Genomic DNA, 21,430 nt, shown 5'->3' on the forward strand with positions numbered 1-21,430 from the left:
GGTCGATTCAAGTTTGTATATTTGTGACCTTAAAAAAAGCGTCAATTGAATACGAATGCAGAAAGGGAAAAGGGTATGAAAAAGAAAGTTGCTTTTTATACATTGGGTTGTAAACTCAATTTTTCCGAAACTTCAACTATTGCCAGAGGGTTTCAGGATGAGGGTTTCGAACGTGTAGATTTTGCCGAATCGGCCGATATGTATGTGATAAATACCTGTTCGGTAACCGAAAACGCCGACAAAAGGTTCAAGACCATTGTAAAACAGGCCCAGAAAGTAAACCCTGATGCCTTTGTGGCGGCTATCGGCTGCTATGCACAGCTGAAACCGGAGGAATTGGCCGCTGTAGATGGCGTGGACTTGGTGTTGGGGGCAACCGAAAAATTTAAGATTACCGACTATATCAACGACCTTACCAAAAACGATTTTGGCGAAGTGCATTCCTGTGAGATCCACGAAGCCGATTTTTATGTGGGTAGCTATGCCATCGGAGACCGTACACGTGCTTTTTTAAAGGTACAGGACGGATGTGACTATAAGTGTACCTATTGCACGATTCCCTTGGCTAGGGGCATCTCTAGAAGCGATACCTTGCAGAACGTTTTGGACAATGCGGCTGAAATATCGGCAAAAGGCATTAAGGAAATTGTACTGACCGGTGTGAATATCGGTGATTACGGTAAAGGTGAGTTTGGGAACAAGAAGCACGAGCATACGTTTTTAGACTTGGTAAAGGCCTTGGATAGGGTAGAGGGCATACACCGTCTGCGGATATCTTCTATTGAGCCGAACCTGCTAAAGAACGAAACTATAGACTTTGTATCGCAGAGCGACTCCTTCGTTCCTCATTTTCATATTCCCTTACAGAGTGGGAGTGATGCTATTTTAAAGCTGATGCGTCGTAGGTATATGAGTGACCTATATGTAGATAGGGTCAGAAAGATCAAGGAGGTTATGCCGCATGCGTGTATCGGTGTCGATGTTATTGTCGGGTTTCCGGGGGAAACTGACGAACACTTTCTTGAAACTTACCATTTTTTAAACGAGCTCGATATATCGTATTTGCACGTTTTTACCTATTCTGAACGTGATAATACGGCTGCGGCAGATATGGCTGGTGTTGTACCGAAACAGGTTAGGAACAAGCGTAGTAAGATGTTACGTGGACTTTCGGTAAAGAAACGAAGGGCTTTTTATGAAAGTCAGTTGGGGCGTACACATCAGGTATTGTTCGAAGGCGAGAATAAAGAAGGATACATTCATGGTTTTACGGCCAACTACGTCAAGGTAAAATCGCCGTGGAACCCAGAATTGGTAAATACCCTTCACGAGGTAGTCTTGACCGATATAGATACCGATGGTCTAGTGCGTTTTGAATTCGCTAAAAGTACAGCGGAAGTATAAGGATAAAAAAAATCCCGCTTCGTGCGGGATTCATCTTCAAAAAAACTCTGAAATTCGATTAGATTCTAATACCTACGGGTAGCATCTCTTTGTATTGTCTGTTTTTACGTAAAAAACCGGCAATTTGAGGACTTGTAGGAACCACTCTCTGGTTTTGCTCTTGAATGTGGTGAAGAACGGATTTGATAAAATCTTCTTTGAAACCTTCTTTAGTGATTTCTTCAGGCACTACTAATTTTGTTAGAAATACTTTGCGTTCTTGCGAAGAATATTCGATCTTGGCTAAATGACCTTCAACCTTGGTTTCGAATTGGCGCAAGAAACTGTTGTCAATAATTTCTACTTCATTCATATAGTTTGATTTTAGATGACGGCAAGAGGTAAGAAAATTACGGTGTTCTCAAATCGCAATTTTATATACTTTTGCTCAGATTTGTATAAACAATGGATTAACCCCAAAGTCGACAGCAAAAGTAGTGAAAAAAATGTTAATTTCCTAACAATTCCTATGCTTATTCAAAATGCGCAGTACTAAGGTTCATGTCTATTTTATGCCGGGAATGGCGGCAAACCCTTCCATTTTCAAACATATCCGATTGCCCGAAGATACCTTTGAGCAACATCTGCTGGAGTGGTTCGTACCCGAACGGGATATGTCACTTTCCGACTATGCCAAAAAAATGAATGAATATGTATTTCATGACAATGCCGTTTTGGTCGGTGTATCATTTGGGGGAATGCTCGCACAGGAAATGGCGAGGTTCAAATCGTTTAGAAAGGTCGTGTTGGTATCAAGTGTAAAAGAGGCCTCAGAGCTACCGAAGCGCATGATATTCGCTAAGTATACAAAGGTGCATAAACTTTTGCCCACCGGGCTTGTCAACAATATTGAGCTTCTGGCGAAATACGCTTTCGGCGAGACGGTAACCAAGCGGTTGGCGCTTTATGAAGAATACCTTTCCATCCGTGATAAATACTATATCGACTGGTCTATTGATCAAATCGTCAATTGGAAGCCGGTCGAGCCCGTGCCCAACCTTGTTCATATTCATGGTGATAAAGATGCTGTTTTTCCTATTGAAAAAATAAAGCATTGCATTACGGTGAAAAGTGGCACGCATACGATGATCATTCACAGGGCTCGGTGGTTTAATGAGCATCTACCTACAATTATTTTGGAATAAACGAGTTGTAGTATTAGATTCATCTCTACCTGAAGATCTCCCGTTTGAATTTGATTATAAGCGTTGTTGTAATCACTGTCTTTTAGTGGGGTTATGGCAAAGCAAAAGTTAAACCTCAATAAGTAAGGGGTCAGGGTAGAAAAATTCAAAAAGAGTTTACTAACTTTGAATAAACCGAACAATACCAAAAAATGAAGATTTTAAAGAATGTATTGATGCTCTTGGGCGTCTTTTTTGTCGTAAGTACTTTGATATTTGCCGTACAAAATAATGTGGAACCGAGTAAAGGCGATGCCGATGTTGCCGAAAACGAGATTGAAGTAAACGATAAGAACGTTGCTGAATCGTATCGTATTTCGGCCATAGATATTCCTGAAGACTTGAACTTTGCAGGTGAAATGGTGCCTCAGGAAGATCCTGAGATCATGGAGCGTGTCGACCGTGAGTTTTTGGTGAACACCTATTGGCAGTCGAATGCCGTACTGTTGATCAAAAGGGCGAATAAATATTTTCCGATTATCGAGCCTATTTTGGCGAAAAACGGAATCCCCGACGATTTTAAATATTTGGCGGTTGCCGAAAGCGGATTGCAAAATGTGGTGTCACATGCCGGTGCTGCCGGTTTTTGGCAGATTATGAAGGCTACCGGAAGGGAATACGGCCTAGAGGTGAACAGTAACGTAGACGAACGCTATAACCTCGAAAAAGCTACGGAGGTGGCTTGTACCTACTTAAAAAGACATTACAATAAATACGGTAGCTGGACCTTGACTGCGGCTTCGTATAACGCTGGTGCCGGTGCTATAAACAAATACTTGGGCATTCAGCAGGTAAGTGATTATTACGATTTGTTACTTGGGCAGGAAACGGGAAGATATGTGTTCCGTATTATGGCCATAAAGGAAATATTGAGCCATCCTGAGAAATACGGCTTCGATATTGATGAGGAAGATATGTACAAGCCGGTTCCGACCTTTAAAGTTGAAATCGACGAGCCTGTATTGAGTTTTGCCGATTTTGCGCAGCAATATGAGATCAACTACAAAATTTTAAAGAGACACAATCCTTGGCTTAGAGAAGCGCATTTGAACAATAGTTCGCGTAAAAAATACACTATAGAAATACCGAACAAAGGGTACTATAGGGTAGGTAAGTAGGTAAACATCTTCGATGCGGTTATATTAAATAGGTTTAGAGCCTGTTTTATCGCACAACATAAACCATCTTTATGGAATAACGGGCCCGAATCGCCTTGATGGTTCGGGCCGTATTCAAAATGATGGATTCTATCCTTGCTTTTATAAATGAAAACCTATGGTTGGTGCTTTTAGCGGTCAACTACGGTCTCGTCATTGCCCTTTCCTTTTTTATTCTTTTAAAGAACAAGAATCCCGTTAAGACCCTTTCTTTCTTGTTCGCCCTTGCCGTACTCCCTTTTTTGGGCTTGGTGGTTTATTACTTATTCGGGCAAGACTATAGGAAATCTAAAATTTTCGAAAAAAAATACTTTCTCGACAATGAGCGGATCAAAGATTGGCGGGCCAATTTTAAATTGGACGAAGAGGAGCGTGACGATTTTGGGGAAACCTATGGCGAGGGCATCTTTAAGGTCTATAAGCTTTTGAAAAACAATCAGAAAGCGGTTCTAACCTTTGACAACGATGTAGAGTTGTTGATCAATGGGGAAGAAAAGTTCAAGCGATTGCGAGACGATTTGCGGAATGCAAGCGTGTGTATTCATATGGAATATTTTGTGTTGTTTTCCGATGTTTTGGGAAATGAAATCATGAATATCCTTATGAATAAAGCCCGTGAGGGCGTAAAGGTTAGGTTGGTGTACGACGATGTAGGAAGCAATATTGCCAATAGTATGAAGCGGAAAATGACCAAGGCAGGGGTGGAGCACTATGCTTTTATGCCGGTTCTGTTTTCGAACTCCACGGGAAAGCTAAATTATAGGGATCATAGGAAAATAATCGTCATAGACGGAATTATAGGGTATGTAGGGGGAATCAATATGGCGAAGCGTTATGACAATTCGTATGACAACCCAAGGTACTGGCGTGATACCCATTTAAGGCTGAGGGGCGGGGCCGTAGGCTCGCTACAATCGTCTTTTTTGTTGAATTGGAACTTTGCCTCGAACAATGAGATCGAAATTGAAAAGGCTTTCTTTCCGAAGGAAAAGCCACAAACCGAAAGACCGGTCGCGGTGCAGATTGCGGCAAGCGGACCCGATACCGATTGGGCCAATATTATGGAGGCTATTTTTTCGGCTATTAGTTCCGCTAAAGAACGCATCTATATCACTTCGCCTTATTTTATGCCTAACGACGCCATATTGACGGCCTTGGCTACAGGGGCAAGGAGTGGCCTCGATGTGCGTGTCATCATTCCGTACGAGTCGGATTCGTGGGCGGCACAATATGCTTCGGATTCGTATATCGCATACTGTCTTGAGTCGGGAATAAAAATCTACCGCTATCACAAGGGCTTTATACACGCAAAGACTATGGTCATAGATGATAGCTTCTCTACTGTGGGTACCGCCAATCTTGATTATCGCAGCTTCTCGATCAATTTTGAGATAAACGCCATGCTTTACAGCAAGGAAATCAATCGTCAGCTCACAGAGGTTTTCTTTGACGATTTGAAAGCGTGTGAAGGGGTTGATTTGGTACGCTGGAACAATCGCGGACTGGTGCGTAAACTGAAAGAATCGTTCAGTAGGCTATGGGCACCTTTACTTTAGTCGCAGTTTAAAAAAAGCCTTGGCCTTAAGTGTTTCCTTCGGCTAAATTTTCTTCATCTGCTGCTGCATCATCTTTATTTGCTCGGTAAGCATATTGCTCTTATCGAGTTTTTTGGCTTCTTGGAGCAGGGTAGTAGCTTCGCGTTTTCTCCGTTTTTGCATGGCGATACCTGCTAGGCTTAATTTGGCCATGGCGATATCGTAATCCATTGTGAGTCCTAATTTCAAGGCCTTTTTAAAGTACTTTTCGGCCTGTGTCAGGTTCTTTTGCGAGTGAATGATACCGTGTAGGTAATTGAAGTAACCTTGTTGTTTGGTGATTAGGGCCGCCTCTGGATTTTTGATTTTACTTAACCATTTTTCCGTACCCTCAAGGTCTTGCTTCCTCATTTTTAAAAAGGCCAAGAGAATGATTTCGTTTCTAAAATAGAGAAATATAAAAATGAGGGATAAAAGAATGAGAAAGATTCCGTTGCCAATGTTGCCCTCGATGAATTGATATACGGCGTATGCGATTATAAGTCCTGCTATGACCAGCTTAATGTTTTTGTTGAACATGTTTTAATTATTGATCGGTTCGTTTAAATTATCTATCAGTTCGTAGGTAATGGAAGATTGTATGGTCGTGGGGATTTCTTGGTCGCCCATTTGGGTCATGGTCGAAGACCCGTTTGAGAGTCCCTTCACGGTCATTTTCTTTACAAACCCAGTAGAGGTATCCGTAATTATCTGTGTTTTTTGTGAGCCGTCTAGCTTCATGGTCGTGGCCAATTCGGTAACGTCCATATGCACCTCGGCAATTCCGTCTATAGTGGTCGTGTCAGCGGTGAGTCCTTTTAGGGTCCATGTGTTTTGGCTCTCTAATTTTCCGGTGTACTTGTTTTTCCAGGTATCGCCTATACGCACTTTTTTCTTCGGGTAGATATAGGTCATCTGTTCGTAGCTTTTGGAAAGGGCTTCCGAGCCAAATTCTTTCTCCAAGGATTTTTTCATCATTTTCAATGAAAATTCGTCCGTAAGTCCTGAAGCCTCCGCCATTTTCACTACAAGGCTGTCTCCTCCCTTTACTTCGATGATATTGCCTGTTTTAGCCAAAAGAATGTTGACCGGTCTGTTGAGCAGACTGTTGAATATTTGCGATTGCATATCGTCGGGGTTGACTTCCTTGGCCCGTACGTTTAATAATTCCCCTTGTATACTCGATTTCATATTGAGGTTGAGATCTTTGAATTTCAAGGCGATTTTATAAGTGGAATCCCTTACTTCCAGTACTTTGAACTCAAGGATGCCGTTGATTTTATTGGTCATTACATGACTGGCCCCGTCGAGCTCTTGGGTGATGATCTGCTCGGCGTTTTGTTTTATGGTGAAGACGGCATTTTTCTCCAGTTTGTACTCGAGCTTTGTCTGGGCTAAGGAGATGGTACTTGACAGAACAATAAAAATAATGCCAAAAAAGTTTCTCATAGATTGATTTTAGTGCTAAAATCCGATTTTGGCAAAAGTAATAAAAACCTATCGCTAGGCGGCAGGCATTCAATAAAAATATTTTTCTAAATGTATTTGCTAGAGAGAAAACTCTTTGTATATTTGCGCCCAGTTTTAGCGAGCGGTTTCGCAAACTAGTATCACAAAACGAAAAGGATAATACAATGCCCGGACAGAAAAGAACATATCAGCCTTCGAAAAGAAAAAGAAGAAATAAACACGGATTTAGGGAGCGTATGGCGTCCGTAAACGGAAGAAAAGTTTTAGCTCGTAGAAGAGCTAAAGGAAGAAAAAAACTTTCTGTATCCTCTGAGCCGAGACATAAAAAATAATGATATTATTTTTTCAAGAAATATATAGGTGTTACTTTTTATAAGTAACACCTTTTTTTATGTCAGGTTTGTCCTGATATTTGTAACAATTTTTTGCCAAAGCCTTAAAGAATACAACTAATGCCCAAAAGAAAAGATTTAAAGTCAATACTACTGATCGGTTCCGGTCCCATTGTAATAGGTCAAGCCTGTGAGTTTGATTACTCAGGTTCACAAGCTTTGCGAAGTCTACGTGAAGATGGTATAGAGACCGTTTTGATAAATAGCAATCCTGCTACCATTATGACGGACCCCACTATGGCGGATCACGTTTATCTAAAGCCCTTAACCACCAAATCGATAGTTGAGATTTTAAAGGAACATCCTCAAATCGATGCGGTATTGCCGACTATGGGAGGGCAAACGGCCTTGAATTTGTGTATTGAAGCTGATGAAAAGGGTATTTGGAAAGATTTTGGCGTAGAGATCATAGGGGTCGATATCAACGCGATCAACATTACGGAAGACCGTGAGAAGTTTCGTGAACTGATGCTGAAAATCGGTGTTGGGATGGCGCCCCAAGCTACGGCGACCTCATTCCTGAAAGGGAAGGAGATTGCCCAAGAATTTGGTTTTCCATTGGTCATTAGGGCATCGTATACCTTGGGTGGAGCGGGAGCTTCAATAGTTTACAAACCTGAAGATTTTGATGAGCTCTTAAGTCGCGGACTCGAAATATCGCCCATTCATGAGGTAATGATCGATAAGGCCCTTATGGGGTGGAAAGAGTATGAGCTTGAGTTGCTGCGTGATAAAAACGATAACGTTGTCATTATATGTACCATTGAGAATATGGACCCTATGGGTATACATACCGGTGACTCCATAACCGTGGCACCCGCAATGACGCTTTCTGACCGGACTTTCCAAAAGATGCGGGATATGGCCATTCATATGATGCGCAGCATCGGTGACTTTGCAGGAGGTTGTAACGTTCAGTTTGCGGTTAGCCCAGATGAAGAAGAAGATATTATTGCCATAGAGATCAACCCAAGGGTTTCGCGTTCTTCGGCCTTGGCTTCAAAGGCAACGGGGTATCCTATTGCCAAGATAGCCTCTAAACTGGCTATAGGTTACAATTTGGACGAGTTGGACAACCAGATTACAAAATCTACATCGGCATTGTTCGAACCGACCCTCGATTATGTTATCGTAAAGATCCCGAGATGGAATTTTGATAAGTTTGAAGGTTCAGACCGTACATTAGGACTTCAAATGAAGTCGGTAGGTGAGGTAATGGGTATTGGGCGCTCTTTTCAAGAAGCCTTGCATAAGGCGACCCAATCCTTGGAAATAAAAAGAAACGGTCTAGGTGCCGATGGTAAAGGCTACACCAATTATGACCAGATCATTCAAAAATTGACGATTCCTAGTTGGGACCGGGTTTTCGTGATTTACGATGCCATTCAGTTGGGTATTCCATTGGGTAGGATACACGAGATTACCAAAATAGATATGTGGTTCTTGAAGCAGTACGAAGAACTTTACCTATTGGAAAAGGAAATATCTACCTACACCATTGCTACCTTGACCAAGGAATTGATGCTGGAAGCCAAGCAAAAAGGTTTTGCCGATAGGCAAATTGCCCATATGCTCGACTGCTACGAGAGCGAGGTGCATAAAAAGCGAACCGAGGAAATGAATATCAACAGGGTGTATAAATTGGTCGATACCTGTGCCGCCGAATTTAAGGCGATGACCCCATATTACTATTCTACTTTTGAAGAAGAAATAGAAAAGCCCGACGGAACCCGATACGTCGAGAACGACAGTATTGTTACCGATCGTAAGAAGATTGTGGTACTTGGTTCTGGTCCTAACCGAATAGGACAGGGTATAGAATTCGATTATTGTTGTGTTCACGGTGTACTTGCGGCTGCTGAATGTGGTTACGAGACCATCATGATCAATTGTAACCCCGAGACGGTTTCTACCGATTTTGATACGGCCGATAAACTTTACTTTGAGCCGGTGTTCTGGGAGCATATCTACGATATTATCCGTCATGAGAAGCCCGAAGGCGTTATTGTGCAGTTAGGGGGGCAGACCGCATTAAAACTTGCGGAGAAATTGGAGAAATACGGTATTAAGATTATCGGTACCAGTTTCAAGGCGTTGGACCTTGCGGAAGACCGCGGTAGTTTCTCCGAGCTTTTAAAAGCCAACGATATTCCGTTTCCACAGTTCGGGGTTGCCGAAACTGCCGACGAAGCCTTGGCCCTGGCCGATGAACTTAACTTTCCTTTATTGGTAAGACCTTCGTACGTTTTGGGTGGTCAAGGCATGAAAATTGTCATAAACAAGGAAGAGCTAGAGGAGCATGTAGTTGATCTTCTTAGAAAAATACCGAATAACAAATTGTTGTTAGACCATTATTTGGATGGTGCGATAGAGGCGGAGGCCGATGCCATTTGTGATGGGGAAGATGTCTATATTATTGGTATTATGGAGCATATTGAGCCCTGCGGTATTCACTCGGGCGACTCTAACGCAACACTGCCTCCGTTCAATCTGGGCGAGTTTGTTATGCAGCAGATAAAAGACCATACCAAGAAAATTGCCTTGGCCTTGAACACCGTAGGTTTGATCAATATCCAATTTGCCGTAAAAGACGACATGGTCTATATCATAGAAGCAAATCCACGTGCTTCTAGAACCGTTCCTTTTATCGCAAAAGCTTATAGGGAGCCTTATGTGAATTATGCTACCAAGGTCATGTTAGGGGATAAAAAGGTCAAGGACTTTGATTTTAACCCACAGCTTAAAGGTTTTGCCATTAAGCAACCGGTCTTTTCCTTTAATAAGTTCCCGAATGTAAACAAAAACCTAGGGCCTGAAATGAAGAGTACGGGCGAGAGCATTCTCTTTATCGACAGCCTTAAAGATGATCAATTCTACGATCTTTACGGTCGAAGAAAAATGTACTTGAGCAAGTAAAATTGCCTTAATAAAAATGTAAAAGGTCGTGGTAATTGTTTTGCTACGGCCTTTTTTATAATTTACCTTGGGCGTAACGTCTCCTGATTTCCTTTTTGTCGAATTTGCCCACGCTGGTCCTTGGTATTTGACCGATGAATAAATATTTTTCGGGGATTTGGTAATTGGCGAAGTCGCGACTTAAAAATTCTTTCAACTCGTAATTTGTTATCCTGTCGTTTCTATCTTGGAGGACGATAACGGCCAAGGGTCTTTCCGACCATTTTTCATCGGGTATGGCAATTACGGCCGCTTCCTTTATTTTCGGGTGGGCCATCAAGGTCGTTTCCAAAGCAACGCTAGAGATCCATTCGCCTCCACTTTTGATCAGGTCTTTTGTTCGGTCGGTAATATGCATATAACCATCTTGGTCGACAGTACTTACGTCCCCGGTTCTAAACCACCCATCATTGGTGAAGTTGTCTCGGTTCTTTGTTTTAAAATAAGAACTGATGACCCAAGCCCCCTTAACCTGTAGTTCGCCCATTGTTTTGCCGTCTCTTGGGGCGATGTTTCCGTTGTTGTCTACAATACGCATTTCAATACCGGGAAACTCTATACCCTGTTTGGCCCGAACGTTCACTTTTTTGTCTTCACTTAGGTCTTGATGATGGGGCTGTAGCCGACTTACGGTACCTAGGGGCGATGTTTCCGTCATTCCCCAGGCATGTACTCCTCTAATGCCAAAATCCTTCTCCATGGCCTTTATTAGGCTTGCAGGAAGCGCAGATCCCCCGACCAGATATTCTTCCAAATCTAATTTGGGCCGTGGGGGATTTTTCTTCATGCTCTCATAGATCCCCATCCAGATTGTGGGTACACCATTGGCCTTGGTGACCTTTTCCTTTTGTAAAATTTTGATCAATGCCTCGGGTTGTAGGTTTGATGAGGGTAAGACCATATCAGATCCCGTAAGAAGGCATAGGTATGGATATCCCCAGGCCATGACGTGAAATTGGGGAACAATGAGGAGTACAATATCGGAGTTGCTGTAGTTGGCGGCATTGGGCGTAGAGATGGTCAGGGCATGTAGGTAGGTAGACCTATGGGTGTAGAGTACACCTTTGGGCAGCCCTGTTGTTCCACTGGTATAGCACATGCCGCTCGCGTCGTTTTCGTTTAGGGTAGGCCATTGAAATTCTTCCAATTGTCCTGCTAACATATCCTCGTAATGCAAAACATCGGGCAATGTGGTGTTGAAGTTTTTTGGTGCGTTTAGAATAACAAAATGTTCTACGGTTTCCAGTTTGCCGGCAATTTTTTCAAGTAAGGGTACAAGTGTGGCATCTACAAAAATAACCTTGTCTTCCGCATGGTTAATTATGAATTCGGTCTGTTGTGACGAAAGCCTGATGTTGATGGTGTGGCAAATGGCCCCAATACCGGGTACGCCGTAGTATAGTTCCACATGTTGGTAATGGTTCCAGGCAAAGGTGCCGACCATATCGCCTTTTTTTATCCCAAGGGTATTGGTGAGTGCATTGGCCAATTGCATGCAGCGTTTGTGAAGGTCGCCAAAGGTGTATTCATGCCTGGAGGCGTCGGGCAAATGACTGATGATTTTTTTGTGCTTAAAAGCACTGTTCCCGTATTCAAGAATAGTAGTCGTGGTGAGCGGGTAGTCCATTATTAATCCTTCCATAGGCTATCGGGGTTAAATCGTTGGGTCGGTTTTCCTAAAGTTACTGATTTTTTGCTATGTAGGGAAAGAAGAAGGGGACGGGGGTCAATTGTACCAAACGGCATAACGTTTCCTACGCAGTTCAAGGGCCAGGCTTTCTTCCATTTTTAGGGCGGCCGCCCGTGTGGTCAATGGTTTGATATGGTTGTACAGGCTGGGCCTTAGGTAGGATCCGTATTTCCTTACGATGTTCGAGGCGAGGCGGTGTCCTTTTTTATTTACATAACCCGTTTTGTGCTGTAGGAAACGTTCTTTCGGGGTTTTGCTGGTCATTCCTACATATAAACATTCTAAAACCCCGTTGAATTGTGGATTGGCTTCGCGAAAGCGCCGATTTTCCGTGAACACCTTTTTTGAGAGTTCTATTACGTAAACATGATATTGGGGTCTGGCCATTTCGAACGAAATTTTATTGGGAAAGATTGATTTCTTCCTTCGGAAGGTGCTTAAAGATCGTCTCTAGGAATTCGGGAAGGTTGTAGGGTTTGTGAATAATGTCGTCAATACCTGAATTGAGTATTTCTTTTTTGCTCTCGTCCAACTCTACGGCGGTTAACGCAATTATCGGAATGTCTTTATCGAATTCGCGTATCAATTGGGTGGCTTCCATCCCGTTCATCTTCGGCATGTGTATGTCCATGAGTATCAAATCGTAGTCATTGGCTTTGCTCATGGCTACCGCTTGGGCGCCATCATCGGCCAGACTTGATTCGATATGGTGTTTTTCCAAGGTTTTTTGCGTTACTTTTTGGTTGATTCTATTGTCGTCGACAATAAGCACTTTATTGGTCCGTCTATTTTCCTTAGGGCGACTTCCTTTAGGTAAATTGACGATAGGGCTTTCAATTGCCTTTTGGCTCTCATTGTATTTTTTGAGTTTTAGGCGGAAACTGAATTGCGACCCTTTGCCCGGGGTGCTGTCTAGTTCGATTTTGCTTTGGTAGAGCTTCAATATTTTTTTAACGATGGTAAGGCCGAGCCCCGTACCCGTATAACTGAGGTTTTTGTTTTCGATTTGGGTGAATTCATTGAAAATGTCCTTTTGCATATCCAATGGAATTCCTAGGCCGTCATCCTTTATCACAAATTGGGTGTAGTAGGTCTCGTCATCTATGGCTTCGACAAGAATAAGCTTTAACCAAATGTTACCGTTTTCTGTAAACTTTATAGCGTTCCCTACTAAGTTTATGAGCACTTGTGATAACCTTATGGGGTCTCCAATAAGATGGTTCGGCAGTTTGTCGTCAATGTGTAAATGTAGGGTGTTGTTGTTTTGTTGCAGGCTAGATTCGAAGGAACGTACAATGTTTTTTATGAGCGTGTCTAGTTCGTAGGGTATTTTTGATAAGGTAATGGCTTCGGCATCCATCTTGCTTAATAAAAGCACATCGTTGATCAAGGCTAGGAGGTAATCGGCCGAGAATTTTAGGGAATCGAGATCGTCTGCATAATCTTTGAGCTTTTCGTCTTCTTTTAAAATTCTTGATATACCTATAACTCCGTATAAGGGGGTGCGAAGTTCGTGGCTGACCGTTGAAAGAAACTTGGTCTTGATCGTCGAAAGTTTCTCGGCCTTGGCATGGGCGATACTCAATTGTTTGTTCTTTGCTCGGAGGTTGTTGATGTATTTTCTTCGGGTCTTGAAAAATACGATAATGATGAGCAGGGTGATGATGAGGATAACAACGGCAATAATAAGTACAGTGGTCAGTGTTTTTGATTTTGAGATCAATTGTTCTGAGTATACTTTTTCCTTTAGGGCCGATTCAAGGTCTTTTTGGGCCTGTTCCAAATTGAATTTGGCCCTAGCCTTTTCGGTCTCCTCCACTTTTTTAAGGGTGTACGCCTTTTGCTTGAACTGGTTGTGTTTGTCTAGGTTGGTAAAGGCTTTTCGATAGTCGTCCGTTTCGCTGTAGAGTTTGGCCAAATTGTCGTAGGCCTCAATGGCCAAATCGGTATTGTTGTTCGCGTCGGCGGTAAGGGCGATGTTCTCTAGTTTTTGTGCGGCGGCGTCGTACTCTTTCTTTATTAGGTAATACTTGCCGTATAAAAGCTCTATGTATAGTTTGTCTAGGGAATCGACTTTCTTGGTTGAAAGGGCTTCCGCTTTTTGAAGATAGGTATGGGCCTCGTTTATTTGTTTGTTGTCGAGGTAGGTCCAGATGAGGTTTACATAAGTGAGGTAGACTTCATCGTAGTCTTGGTTCTTTTCGTTTATTTCAATGCTTTCCTTAAAGAAGCGGACCGCTTTTTCGTAGGTGGCCTTATTGTCGGAATATAAAATGCCTAAATTCAAGGTTCCCCATGCTATAAGACTATCGGCGTGTGTTGCCCGGGCCAGTTCCAGTGCCTTTTCGGAATAAATCCTTCCCTGCACGCTATCGTCCGTCTCGGAGTAGATTCCACCGAGTATATCATAGCCTAAAAACTCGTAGTATTTATAATTGAATTCCTTTCCTTTTTCTACTAGGGCCGAAGCGTATTTTATGGCTTCTTTATAGTTGTATTCGTCGTAGGCGTCATTCGATCGGTTGACATACAATTCTAGGGTATCTTTTTTCCAATCCGTGGCCTCTTGGGCTATTCCATTAGTATACAGCGCAAGGAAAAAAATGAATACTAGTGGTTTTGATATCCTCATGGTCACATTGGGGCCGGTATAGGGTTGTACGGTCGGCCTTTTCGGCAAGCTAAGATAAGAATTTGCTTTACAAATTATCGGCAAGCGGCCAATAGATCGATAGACGGTATGGGCGCCAAAAAAAATAGGGCGATTAAAAACGGCTTATTCGCTTTCCATGTTTACGCCTTCCGTGGTAAAGGAGAAAGCTTGCGCTCCCAGTCCGCCGACCATAACGGCTTGAAACAAGGGGTTGAGTGGGCGCTTGGCGTACCAATCGATAATAAAGTTGGCACCGCTGCCACCGGAATTGTCCTGTTGTTCTATAACGTAATCGATAGATTCCATAGGGCGAAGGTATATCGTTTGGTCTATATAGCTCCTTACAAGGTCGCCCCCGGTATTGTAGTAATCTATTTTTGAAATGAAGAGGCTGTCCTTAAGGCTGGTGTTCCTGATACTTAAGGTAGCGGTCAATAAGGTTCTGGAGTCTCTGGTCTGATTGTAGATATCAGAGTAAATGGGTACGTAAACCTGTTTTAAAAGAGGATCGACGGTGCTGCCGTCGACCCTTCTGTTTAATGTATGTTCATCGAGTACCGGTACCGGTTTTTCCTCCGCGGGTCGTTTGCACGATATGGACAACAAAACAAGAATAAGCACACCTGCAATTGATTTTAGACTGTTTTCAATAGCGTAAAAATATGTGCCGTAGCGGTATTTTCCTATCATTTCAGTATTCTAGTTTTGTGGTATCCATATTTTAGGAGGCCTTTTTAGGCTACTCCCATTCGGTATGGAAAATACCTTCCTGGTCAAGGCGTTCATAAGTGTGGGATCCGAAGAAATCACGTTGCGCCTGTATAAGGTTCAAAGGCAATCGACTTGAGGTATAGGCATCGAAATAGGTCAATGAGTTTGTCAGTCCCGGCATCGGGATACCGTTTTTGGCGGCATGTGCAACCAAGGTTCTGGCCGAAGTTACCGTACCCTTGATTTTCTCGACGAAATTCGGGGAAAGCAATAAATTCGGTAAGTCTTTATCGGCTTCAAATGCCTCGGTGATGTCGGCCAAAAGACCGGCTCGGATGATACAGCCCGCACGCCAGATTTTGGCAATGGTGGCAATATCTAGATTGTATTGGTATTCTCTTGAGGCATCGGCCAATTGGTGCAAGCCCTGGGCATAGGTGATGATGAAAGAGAAGTAAAGGGCCTCTTCGGCCAGCTTTGCCAATGCTTCTTTATCTAAAGTTTCTACTTCTGGGCGACCATATAGTTTTTCGGCTTCGGTTCTTTCAGATTTGAGTGCCGAAATTTCACGCATACTTACGGCAATGTCAATCGAAGGAACGGGTATACCTAAGTCCATCGCATTTTGACTCGTCCATTTCCCTGTTCCTTTTTGTTTCGCTTTGTCTAAAATCTGATCTACGAGATGACCTTTATCTGCGCCAAGTTCATCTTTTTGTTCCAGAATTTTAGAGGTGATTTCCACTAGAAAAGACTGCAAGCGACCTTGGTTCCATTCAGAGAAGGTATTGTGCATTTCTTCATTGGAAAAGTTCCCCGCTTTTTTAAGCAGGTCATAAACTTCGGAAGTGAGTTGCATCAATCCATATTCTATACCATTGTGAACCATTTTTACGTAGTTTCCCGATGATTTTGGACCTAAATAGGCTACACAAGGCTCTCCTTTATATTTTGCGGATACCGCTTCAAAAATAGGTTTAATGTGTTGGTAGGCCGATTTTGATCCGCCGGGCATGATGCTGGGGCCTAGTCGGGCACCTTTGGCACCACCTGAAACTCCCGCGCCAAAGAAATTGATGGCCCTGTCATGAAGGTAAGCTTCACGTCGGTCGGTATCGGTAAAGAAGGAATTCCCTCCATCGATAATGATATCACCTCGGTCTATATGCGGCAAGAGACTTTCGATGACCGAGTCTACGATTTTTCCGGCCGGAACCAAAAGCATGATTTTTCTGGGTTGTTTCAGGGCTTGAACGAAGGTCTTTATATCGGTGGATGCATTCACCTTGGCCTCGTGGCCGCCTTCCTCCTTTAATGCCGCTACTTTTTCCTGATCCAGGTCGTAGCCAAACGCAGAGAATCCGTTATCGGCAACGTTTAAAATGAAGTTACGTCCCATAACACCGAGACCTATCAATCCAAAATCATATTTTCCTTCCATTTTCTATATTTAAAATTACACGATCGGCCCTAAAATTGTCATATTCGGGCAATACGACCAAAATTAAGCGAAATAATTGAAATGTAAGATTTTCTTAGGGTAAACTCGTTGGTATTGCTGCATCTTTTCGATACTTTTAGCCTTTCAAATCGTATAAGGATACCATCTCATTATGAATAAAACAGAAAACCAGATTCTTGTGATATTTGGCGCCTCTGGCGACCTTACTGCAAGAAAACTCGTACCTGCACTTTTTAATCTTTATTTAGCGGGTCAACTTCCCGAAAATTTTGTGGTATTGGGTGCCAGTAGAAGTGATATGACCGATAACGCGTTTAGAAATAAAGTGGTTTTGGAAAGTACATATCTAAAGACAAAGATAAAAGAGCATAGCGACGACTATATAAAAGCATTCGCCAACAAATTTTTCTACGAAGATTTGGGTGGTAGCTATGATACGGATTATGGTCGCCTACGAAAAAGGGTAGAAGACCTTAAGAACAAGTATCAGACTTCGGGCAATATCATCTATTACCTTTCTACACCTCCGACCCTGTATGAAACAATAGCACAGCGCTTGGCAGATGCGGGAATGAGTACACAGAACAACGGTTGGAAACGTATGATCGTTGAAAAGCCTTTCGGGTATAGCCTTGAGACCGCAAAACAGCTGAACCAGGGGCTACAACAGTTCTTTGAAGAGCACCAGATTTACCGTATTGACCATTATTTGGGCAAAGAAACCGTTCAGAACCTATTGGTGACACGATTTGCCAATAGCATTTTTGAACCCCTCTGGAACCGTAACTATATCCACCACGTAGAAATTACCAATGCCGAGAGTGTCGGTGTTGAAAAACGGGGAGGGTATTACGACAAGTCGGGCGCGTTGCGTGACATGTTCCAGAACCATTTGCTCCAAATTGTTTCCTTGATCGTAATGGAGCCGCCGATCAGCGATGCTCCCGAAGATATTAGGAACGAAAAAGTAAAGGCGCTCAAGTCGCTTAGGGTCATGAAAGACGAAAAAGAGTTGTTCGATAATACCATAAGGGCGCAGTACACCAGTTCGGTTATTGACGGAGAACCCGTAAAAGGCTACCGTGAGGAAGAAGGGGTCGATAAAAATTCAACTACCGAAACCTATGCGGCCATCAAGTTTTTTGTAGATAACTGGAGATGGAAAGATACGCCTTTCTACGTGCGTACCGCCAAGAGAATGCCGACGAAGGTTACCGAAGTGGTCATACATTTTAAAACACCACATCATCAGGTGTTTCAAGAATCGGGATTGGACAACAAGGACAATAAACTGGTCATAAGAATACAGCCTGACGAAGGTATTTTAATAAAATTCGGGGTAAAAGTGCCCGGTCAAGGTTTTAAGGTCGAACGTGCCAACCTTGACTTCTACTATTCCAGTTTGGCGGAAACCCATGTGATGGAGGCTTATGAACGCCTGCTTCTAGATGCTATGCAGGGTGACGCTACCTTGTATGCCAGGGCCGATGAGGTTGAAGCGGCCTGGGAATTCGTAGATCCGATCTTAAAGTATTGGGAAAGTGGTAAAGATGTACGCATGTACGGTTATGCCGCAGGCGTCTGGGGACCCGAGAATTCAAATGAGCTGATAGACGGTATAGGCGAATGGAGAAACCCGGGAGCGAGTTTGACCGATGATCCGGGTTTTTGTGTCATATGCTAGGAAGAGCTTATGGTCATAGCCCCAAAGCTTTGCTTATAAATTGTAAAAAACAACTATGGATTTAAAGATATATCAAGATAAAAACGAGGTTGCCAAAGCCTTTTCGGCCTATTTTGCCGAGCAAGTGAACCAAAACGATATTTTTCATGTAGCCCTTTCGGGCGGAAGTACCCCAAAAATAGTTTTTGATGAACTGGCCGATAGGTTTGGTGGACAAATCGATTGGTCTAAGGTGCATTTGTACTGGGGAGACGAGCGTTGTGTGCCCCCGACCGACAATGAAAGCAATTATAAGATGACGGTAGAACACCTGTTGTCTAAAATTGAAATTCCTGAAGGAAACATCCATCGGGTTCATGGGGAAGATGAGCCCCAGGCCGAAGCGGAACGATATGCAAGGGAATTGAAGTCGGAGCTTCCGGCCAAAAATGGTTTCCCTCAATTTGATTTAGTGGTTTTAGGTATGGGCGATGATGGCCATACCGCTTCTATCTTCCCCCATGAAATAGAACTTTGGGATTCAGAACACCTATGTGAGGTGGCCGTACATCCTGAATCGGGACAAAGGCGGATCACTATAACGGGCAATCTGATCAATCACGCAAAGACGGTTGCCTTTTTGGTAACCGGAGAAGGAAAAAAGGAAAAAGTAGGCGAAATTCTCGGTACCGATGGTGGTTCCGTCACTTATCCGGCCCACTTGGTAGCCCCAACGTCTGGTAATCTATTGTGGTTCTTGGATCAAGCGGCGGCCGATAGGCTTACCTAAGGTCGAGCTTTACGTTTTCATTGGCCAAGAGGTCGAGGTGCTCCTCGATTTTAAATTGGGATGAATCGAATTGGGTATCCCTTGAGAAAGCCTCTTCTTTTCTTTGTTTGCTCCGGGCGAATCGTCTAACGCCCTGTTCGTTCTCTAGCAATAGACCGGGCACGGGTACGCTTTTTCCGTTTTCGTCCTTGGCTACCATGGTAAAGTATGAAGAGTTGCAATGGCGCTTGGTGCCGGAGGTGATGTTTTGCGATTCTACCCGAACCCCTACGACCATAGAGGTCTTCCCGGTATAGTTTATGGAAGCGCGCAAGGTTAAGAGCTCACCGACTTCTACCGGATGTAGGAAATCGACCCGATTGACCGATGCGGTCACACAATACCTTTGAGAGTGTTTTGAGGCACAGGCAAAGGCAATCTGGTCCATTAGGTTTAGAATGTGTCCACCGTGGACCTTCCCGCCAAAATTAGAGTGGGAGGGAAGCATTAGTTCGGTTATTGAAACTCTTGAATCGTTAGCGCTCTTGAATTTTTCCATTAGTTTCTAAAATGTGGTGATTGTTCTTTTTCTACCTTGGTTACAAAATATTTGCTATCTCCGAGCCAAAGAAAAGTGGCAAAGCGTTCAACATAATGCAACTTTACGTATTGTCCTTGGTACTGTTGAAGCTGTTCGATCACTTCTTTGTCTTTGTCCAATATGGAAAATGAAAAAATCTGGGCACCTGATATACCTTGACTGATCTCTCCTTCCCAAGTTTTGATGATAACGCCTTTGTGGCTGATTTTGATAAGCTCGCCCGAACGTATTCCGTTACTATAAGGTACGAAGTAAATAAATACGTACACAATGGCGAATAGAACAACAATAATGCCCAAGCTTATAAAGAGCGACTTTTTCATGTTTCTAGTTTTAGGTCGCTTTCAAAGTCATCTTCTTGAGCGCGTTTAAGTATGGGTTCGGGAATCGATTTTTTTGCTTTCGCTCCCATTTTTTTCAATTTTTCAATACTGATGACAATATTTCCACGGCCTTCGACCAGTTTGTTCATGGCGCCTTTGTACTCCGATTTGGCCTCGTCCATTTTCTTGCCCACCTTGGTCAGGTCGTTTACGAAACCTTCGAATTTATCATATAGGGCCCCGGCTTGTCGAGCTATTTCCAAGGCGTTACGCTGTTGTTTTTCATTGTTCCACATACTGTCAATGGTACGCAATGTAGCCAATAAGGTCGATGGGGTAACGATGACGATATTTTGTTCGAAGGCCTTGCTGTAAAGGGTACTGTCATTGTTGATGGCAATGGCAAAAGCGGGTTCTATGGGTACGAACATGAGTACGAAATCCGGACTCTCCATGGCGTAAAGGTCTTCGTATTTTTTGGAGGAAAGCTGGTCGACGTGCCTTTTTAGGGAATTGATATGGTCTTTTAGGAATTTATCGCGTAAATCGTCTTCGGCGTTTACAAACCGCTCGTAATCCGTTAATGATACTTTGGAGTCAACCACCATTTTCTTGCCATCGGGAAGGTGTATGATCACATCGGGAAGCACCCTCGAACCATCTTCCCTGGTAAAACTTTGTTGAACGGTATATTCGCGGTCTTTTTCCAATCCTGATTTTTCAAGCACGCGTTCCAGTACCAATTCGCCCCAATTACCTTGCATCTTACTGTCGCCTTTCAAGGCTTTGGTAAGGTTTTCGGCCTCTTGGGTGATTTTTAGGTTTTGGCTCTGAAGATTTAAAAGTTGTTCCTTTAATGCGGAATGTATGCTGATATTTTCTTTTTGGCTTTCTTCTACCTTCTTCTCAAAAAGCTGTATTTTCTCATTGAGGGGCGTCAAAATATCCTTAATGTTCTTCTCGTTGCGTTCGGTGAATTTCAGGCTTTTTTCCTCTAAAATTTTATTGGCGAGGTTCTCGAATTCTTTGGTGAATTTTTCCTGTAGTTTTTCAACCTCTTCTTTTTGCTCCCTGTTTTTCAGCTGAAGATTCTCCAGATCGGCCTGGTAGCGGACAATTTGGTTGCCTAATTGTTCCTTTTCATCCTGTAAACGGGTTTTGTGCGCTTCGCTATCTTTCAAACGCGCCTCCAATACATTGAGGTTGGCGTGCAGTTGTTGCTCCCGTTCTTCAAGGGCGCTCTGGCTCGACTTCGTCTTTAGGTTCTGAATATAATTTCCTAAAAAATAGCCTATGGCAAGGCATATTAATCCGATTAATAAGTAAATAAGGTAAACGTTCATTTCTCTAGTAAAATGTTCAGGGTAAAGATACAAGATTGGT

Annotated in this window: 19 protein-coding genes; 8 read left to right on the top strand and 11 right to left on the bottom strand. The window is 43.1% G+C overall.

Translation table 11 applies throughout. The features are described 5' to 3' along the window. The first annotated feature begins 75 nt into the window (after positions 1-75). The gene (gene mtaB / locus BW980_RS09030; RefSeq protein WP_046287665.1) at positions 76-1,404 is read left to right on the top strand and encodes a tRNA (N(6)-L-threonylcarbamoyladenosine(37)-C(2))-methylthiotransferase MtaB; all 1,329 of its coding nucleotides are present in this window, start codon (positions 76-78) and stop codon (positions 1,402-1,404) included. Positions 1,405-1,462: 58 nt separating this feature from the next. Here the strand turns inward: mtaB and BW980_RS09035 are convergent, their stop codons facing one another. Beyond that, entirely contained in the window at positions 1,463-1,756 is a 294-nt protein-coding gene (locus tag BW980_RS09035; RefSeq protein ID WP_013991464.1) for a GNAT family N-acetyltransferase, read from the bottom strand. Between the two features lie 169 nt (positions 1,757-1,925). On the opposite strand from BW980_RS09035, the gene BW980_RS09040 reads away from it, so the two are divergent. From BW980_RS09040 to cls, 3 genes are all read left to right on the top strand, one after another. Continuing rightward, a complete protein-coding gene (locus tag BW980_RS09040; protein WP_076454921.1) occupies positions 1,926-2,588 on the top strand; it encodes an alpha/beta fold hydrolase in 663 nt (220 codons plus the stop codon). Positions 2,589-2,779: 191 nt separating this feature from the next. After that, positions 2,780-3,745 carry a lytic transglycosylase domain-containing protein gene (locus BW980_RS09045; RefSeq protein WP_076454922.1) on the top strand — a complete coding sequence of 322 codons (966 nt, stop codon included), beginning with the start codon at positions 2,780-2,782 and terminating at the stop codon, positions 3,743-3,745. 122 nt (positions 3,746-3,867) lie between these two features. Next, complete coding sequence (gene cls / locus BW980_RS09050) at positions 3,868-5,340, top strand: cardiolipin synthase (protein WP_083690467.1); 1,473 nt, start codon at positions 3,868-3,870, stop codon at positions 5,338-5,340. Between the two features lie 42 nt (positions 5,341-5,382). Here cls and BW980_RS09055 read toward each other — a convergent pair whose 3' ends face one another. Together BW980_RS09055 and BW980_RS09060 are read right to left on the bottom strand one after the other, a co-directional pair. After that, entirely contained in the window at positions 5,383-5,898 is a 516-nt protein-coding gene (locus BW980_RS09055) for a hypothetical protein (protein WP_076454923.1), read from the bottom strand. Between the two features lie 3 nt (positions 5,899-5,901). Then, on the bottom strand, positions 5,902-6,807 hold the full coding sequence (locus BW980_RS09060; protein WP_076454924.1) for a DUF6263 family protein: 906 nt from the start codon (positions 6,805-6,807) through the stop codon (positions 5,902-5,904). 185 nt (positions 6,808-6,992) lie between these two features. Here BW980_RS09060 and rpmH point away from each other — a divergent pair, with 185 nt between their 5' ends. Both rpmH and carB read left to right on the top strand, forming a co-directional pair. After that, the gene (rpmH, locus tag BW980_RS09065) at positions 6,993-7,160 is read left to right on the top strand and encodes a 50S ribosomal protein L34 (RefSeq protein ID WP_072991142.1); all 168 of its coding nucleotides are present in this window, start codon (positions 6,993-6,995) and stop codon (positions 7,158-7,160) included. A gap of 120 nt (positions 7,161-7,280) precedes the next feature. Further along, complete coding sequence (gene carB, locus BW980_RS09070) at positions 7,281-10,136, top strand: carbamoyl-phosphate synthase large subunit (RefSeq protein WP_076454925.1); 2,856 nt, start codon at positions 7,281-7,283, stop codon at positions 10,134-10,136. A 55-nt stretch (positions 10,137-10,191) separates the two neighbouring features. On the opposite strand, the gene BW980_RS09075 is transcribed toward carB, so the two are convergent. From BW980_RS09075 to gndA, 5 genes are all read right to left on the bottom strand, one after another. Continuing rightward, entirely contained in the window at positions 10,192-11,817 is a 1,626-nt protein-coding gene (locus BW980_RS09075) for a long-chain fatty acid--CoA ligase (protein WP_076454926.1), read from the bottom strand. An 84-nt stretch (positions 11,818-11,901) separates the two neighbouring features. Next, positions 11,902-12,252 carry a ribose-5-phosphate isomerase gene (locus BW980_RS09080; protein WP_076454927.1) on the bottom strand — a complete coding sequence of 117 codons (351 nt, stop codon included), beginning with the start codon at positions 12,250-12,252 and terminating at the stop codon, positions 11,902-11,904. Positions 12,253-12,265: 13 nt separating this feature from the next. After that, positions 12,266-14,545 (bottom strand): tetratricopeptide repeat-containing hybrid sensor histidine kinase/response regulator, encoded by a 2,280-nt coding sequence (locus BW980_RS09085; protein WP_083690443.1) that lies wholly within the window; start codon positions 14,543-14,545, stop codon positions 12,266-12,268. A 96-nt stretch (positions 14,546-14,641) separates the two neighbouring features. Further along, a complete protein-coding gene (locus tag BW980_RS09090) occupies positions 14,642-15,208 on the bottom strand; it encodes a DUF3124 domain-containing protein (protein WP_083690444.1) in 567 nt (188 codons plus the stop codon). 49 nt (positions 15,209-15,257) lie between these two features. Further along, positions 15,258-16,670: an NADP-dependent phosphogluconate dehydrogenase gene (gene gndA / locus BW980_RS09095; protein WP_076454928.1), complete on the bottom strand. Its 1,413-nt coding sequence runs from the start codon at positions 16,668-16,670 to the stop codon at positions 15,258-15,260. 172 nt (positions 16,671-16,842) lie between these two features. Between gndA and zwf the strand changes: the two genes are divergently transcribed. Both zwf and pgl read left to right on the top strand, forming a co-directional pair. Continuing rightward, complete coding sequence (zwf, locus tag BW980_RS09100; RefSeq protein ID WP_076454929.1) at positions 16,843-18,375, top strand: glucose-6-phosphate dehydrogenase; 1,533 nt, start codon at positions 16,843-16,845, stop codon at positions 18,373-18,375. A 55-nt stretch (positions 18,376-18,430) separates the two neighbouring features. Beyond that, positions 18,431-19,144 (top strand): 6-phosphogluconolactonase, encoded by a 714-nt coding sequence (gene pgl / locus BW980_RS09105; protein ID WP_076454930.1) that lies wholly within the window; start codon positions 18,431-18,433, stop codon positions 19,142-19,144. On the opposite strand, the gene BW980_RS09110 is transcribed toward pgl, so the two are convergent. Genes BW980_RS09110 through rmuC form a run of 3 tightly spaced genes read right to left on the bottom strand, consistent with a single transcriptional unit; the run spans position 19,137 to position 21,390 of the window. After that, positions 19,137-19,682, bottom strand: coding sequence for an acyl-CoA thioesterase (locus tag BW980_RS09110; RefSeq protein ID WP_013991450.1), 546 nt, complete (start codon positions 19,680-19,682; stop codon positions 19,137-19,139). The two genes, pgl and BW980_RS09110, sit on opposite strands and share 8 nt — an antisense overlap. Next, positions 19,682-20,047 (bottom strand): 6-phosphogluconate dehydrogenase, encoded by a 366-nt coding sequence (locus BW980_RS09115; RefSeq protein WP_076454931.1) that lies wholly within the window; start codon positions 20,045-20,047, stop codon positions 19,682-19,684. Before BW980_RS09115 ends, BW980_RS09110 begins: the two co-directional genes overlap by 1 nt. After that, the gene (rmuC, locus tag BW980_RS09120) at positions 20,044-21,390 is read right to left on the bottom strand and encodes a DNA recombination protein RmuC (RefSeq protein WP_076454932.1); all 1,347 of its coding nucleotides are present in this window, start codon (positions 21,388-21,390) and stop codon (positions 20,044-20,046) included. Before rmuC ends, BW980_RS09115 begins: the two co-directional genes overlap by 4 nt. Positions 21,391-21,430: the final 40 nt, after the last annotated feature.

The organism is Zobellia uliginosa (genome assembly GCF_900156625.1).
GTDB lineage: Bacteria > Bacteroidota > Bacteroidia > Flavobacteriales > Flavobacteriaceae > Zobellia > Zobellia uliginosa.

Bases quoted from the DNA above. Each gene is read 5' to 3' on its own strand.
- carB (WP_076454925.1), top strand. From the start codon at position 7,281: ATGCCCAAAAGAAAAGATTTAAAGTCAATACTACTGATCGGTTCCGGT.
- rpmH (WP_072991142.1), top strand. From the start codon at position 6,993: ATGCCCGGACAGAAAAGAACATATCAGCCTTCGAAAAGAAAAAGAAGA.
- BW980_RS09090 (WP_083690444.1), bottom strand. From the start codon at position 15,208: ATGATAGGAAAATACCGCTACGGCACATATTTTTACGCTATTGAAAAC.
- BW980_RS09040 (WP_076454921.1), top strand. From the start codon at position 1,926: ATGCGCAGTACTAAGGTTCATGTCTATTTTATGCCGGGAATGGCGGCA.
- zwf (WP_076454929.1), top strand. From the start codon at position 16,843: ATGAATAAAACAGAAAACCAGATTCTTGTGATATTTGGCGCCTCTGGC.
- BW980_RS09035 (WP_013991464.1), bottom strand. From the start codon at position 1,756: ATGAATGAAGTAGAAATTATTGACAACAGTTTCTTGCGCCAATTCGAA.
- cls (WP_083690467.1), top strand. From the start codon at position 3,868: ATGGATTCTATCCTTGCTTTTATAAATGAAAACCTATGGTTGGTGCTT.
- BW980_RS09055 (WP_076454923.1), bottom strand. From the start codon at position 5,898: ATGTTCAACAAAAACATTAAGCTGGTCATAGCAGGACTTATAATCGCA.
- BW980_RS09045 (WP_076454922.1), top strand. From the start codon at position 2,780: ATGAAGATTTTAAAGAATGTATTGATGCTCTTGGGCGTCTTTTTTGTC.
- gndA (WP_076454928.1), bottom strand. From the start codon at position 16,670: ATGGAAGGAAAATATGATTTTGGATTGATAGGTCTCGGTGTTATGGGA.
- BW980_RS09115 (WP_076454931.1), bottom strand. From the start codon at position 20,047: ATGAAAAAGTCGCTCTTTATAAGCTTGGGCATTATTGTTGTTCTATTC.
- BW980_RS09080 (WP_076454927.1), bottom strand. From the start codon at position 12,252: ATGGCCAGACCCCAATATCATGTTTACGTAATAGAACTCTCAAAAAAG.
- BW980_RS09075 (WP_076454926.1), bottom strand. From the start codon at position 11,817: ATGGAAGGATTAATAATGGACTACCCGCTCACCACGACTACTATTCTT.
- BW980_RS09060 (WP_076454924.1), bottom strand. From the start codon at position 6,807: ATGAGAAACTTTTTTGGCATTATTTTTATTGTTCTGTCAAGTACCATC.
- rmuC (WP_076454932.1), bottom strand. From the start codon at position 21,390: ATGAACGTTTACCTTATTTACTTATTAATCGGATTAATATGCCTTGCC.
- pgl (WP_076454930.1), top strand. From the start codon at position 18,431: ATGGATTTAAAGATATATCAAGATAAAAACGAGGTTGCCAAAGCCTTT.
- BW980_RS09110 (WP_013991450.1), bottom strand. From the start codon at position 19,682: ATGGAAAAATTCAAGAGCGCTAACGATTCAAGAGTTTCAATAACCGAA.
- mtaB (WP_046287665.1), top strand. From the start codon at position 76: ATGAAAAAGAAAGTTGCTTTTTATACATTGGGTTGTAAACTCAATTTT.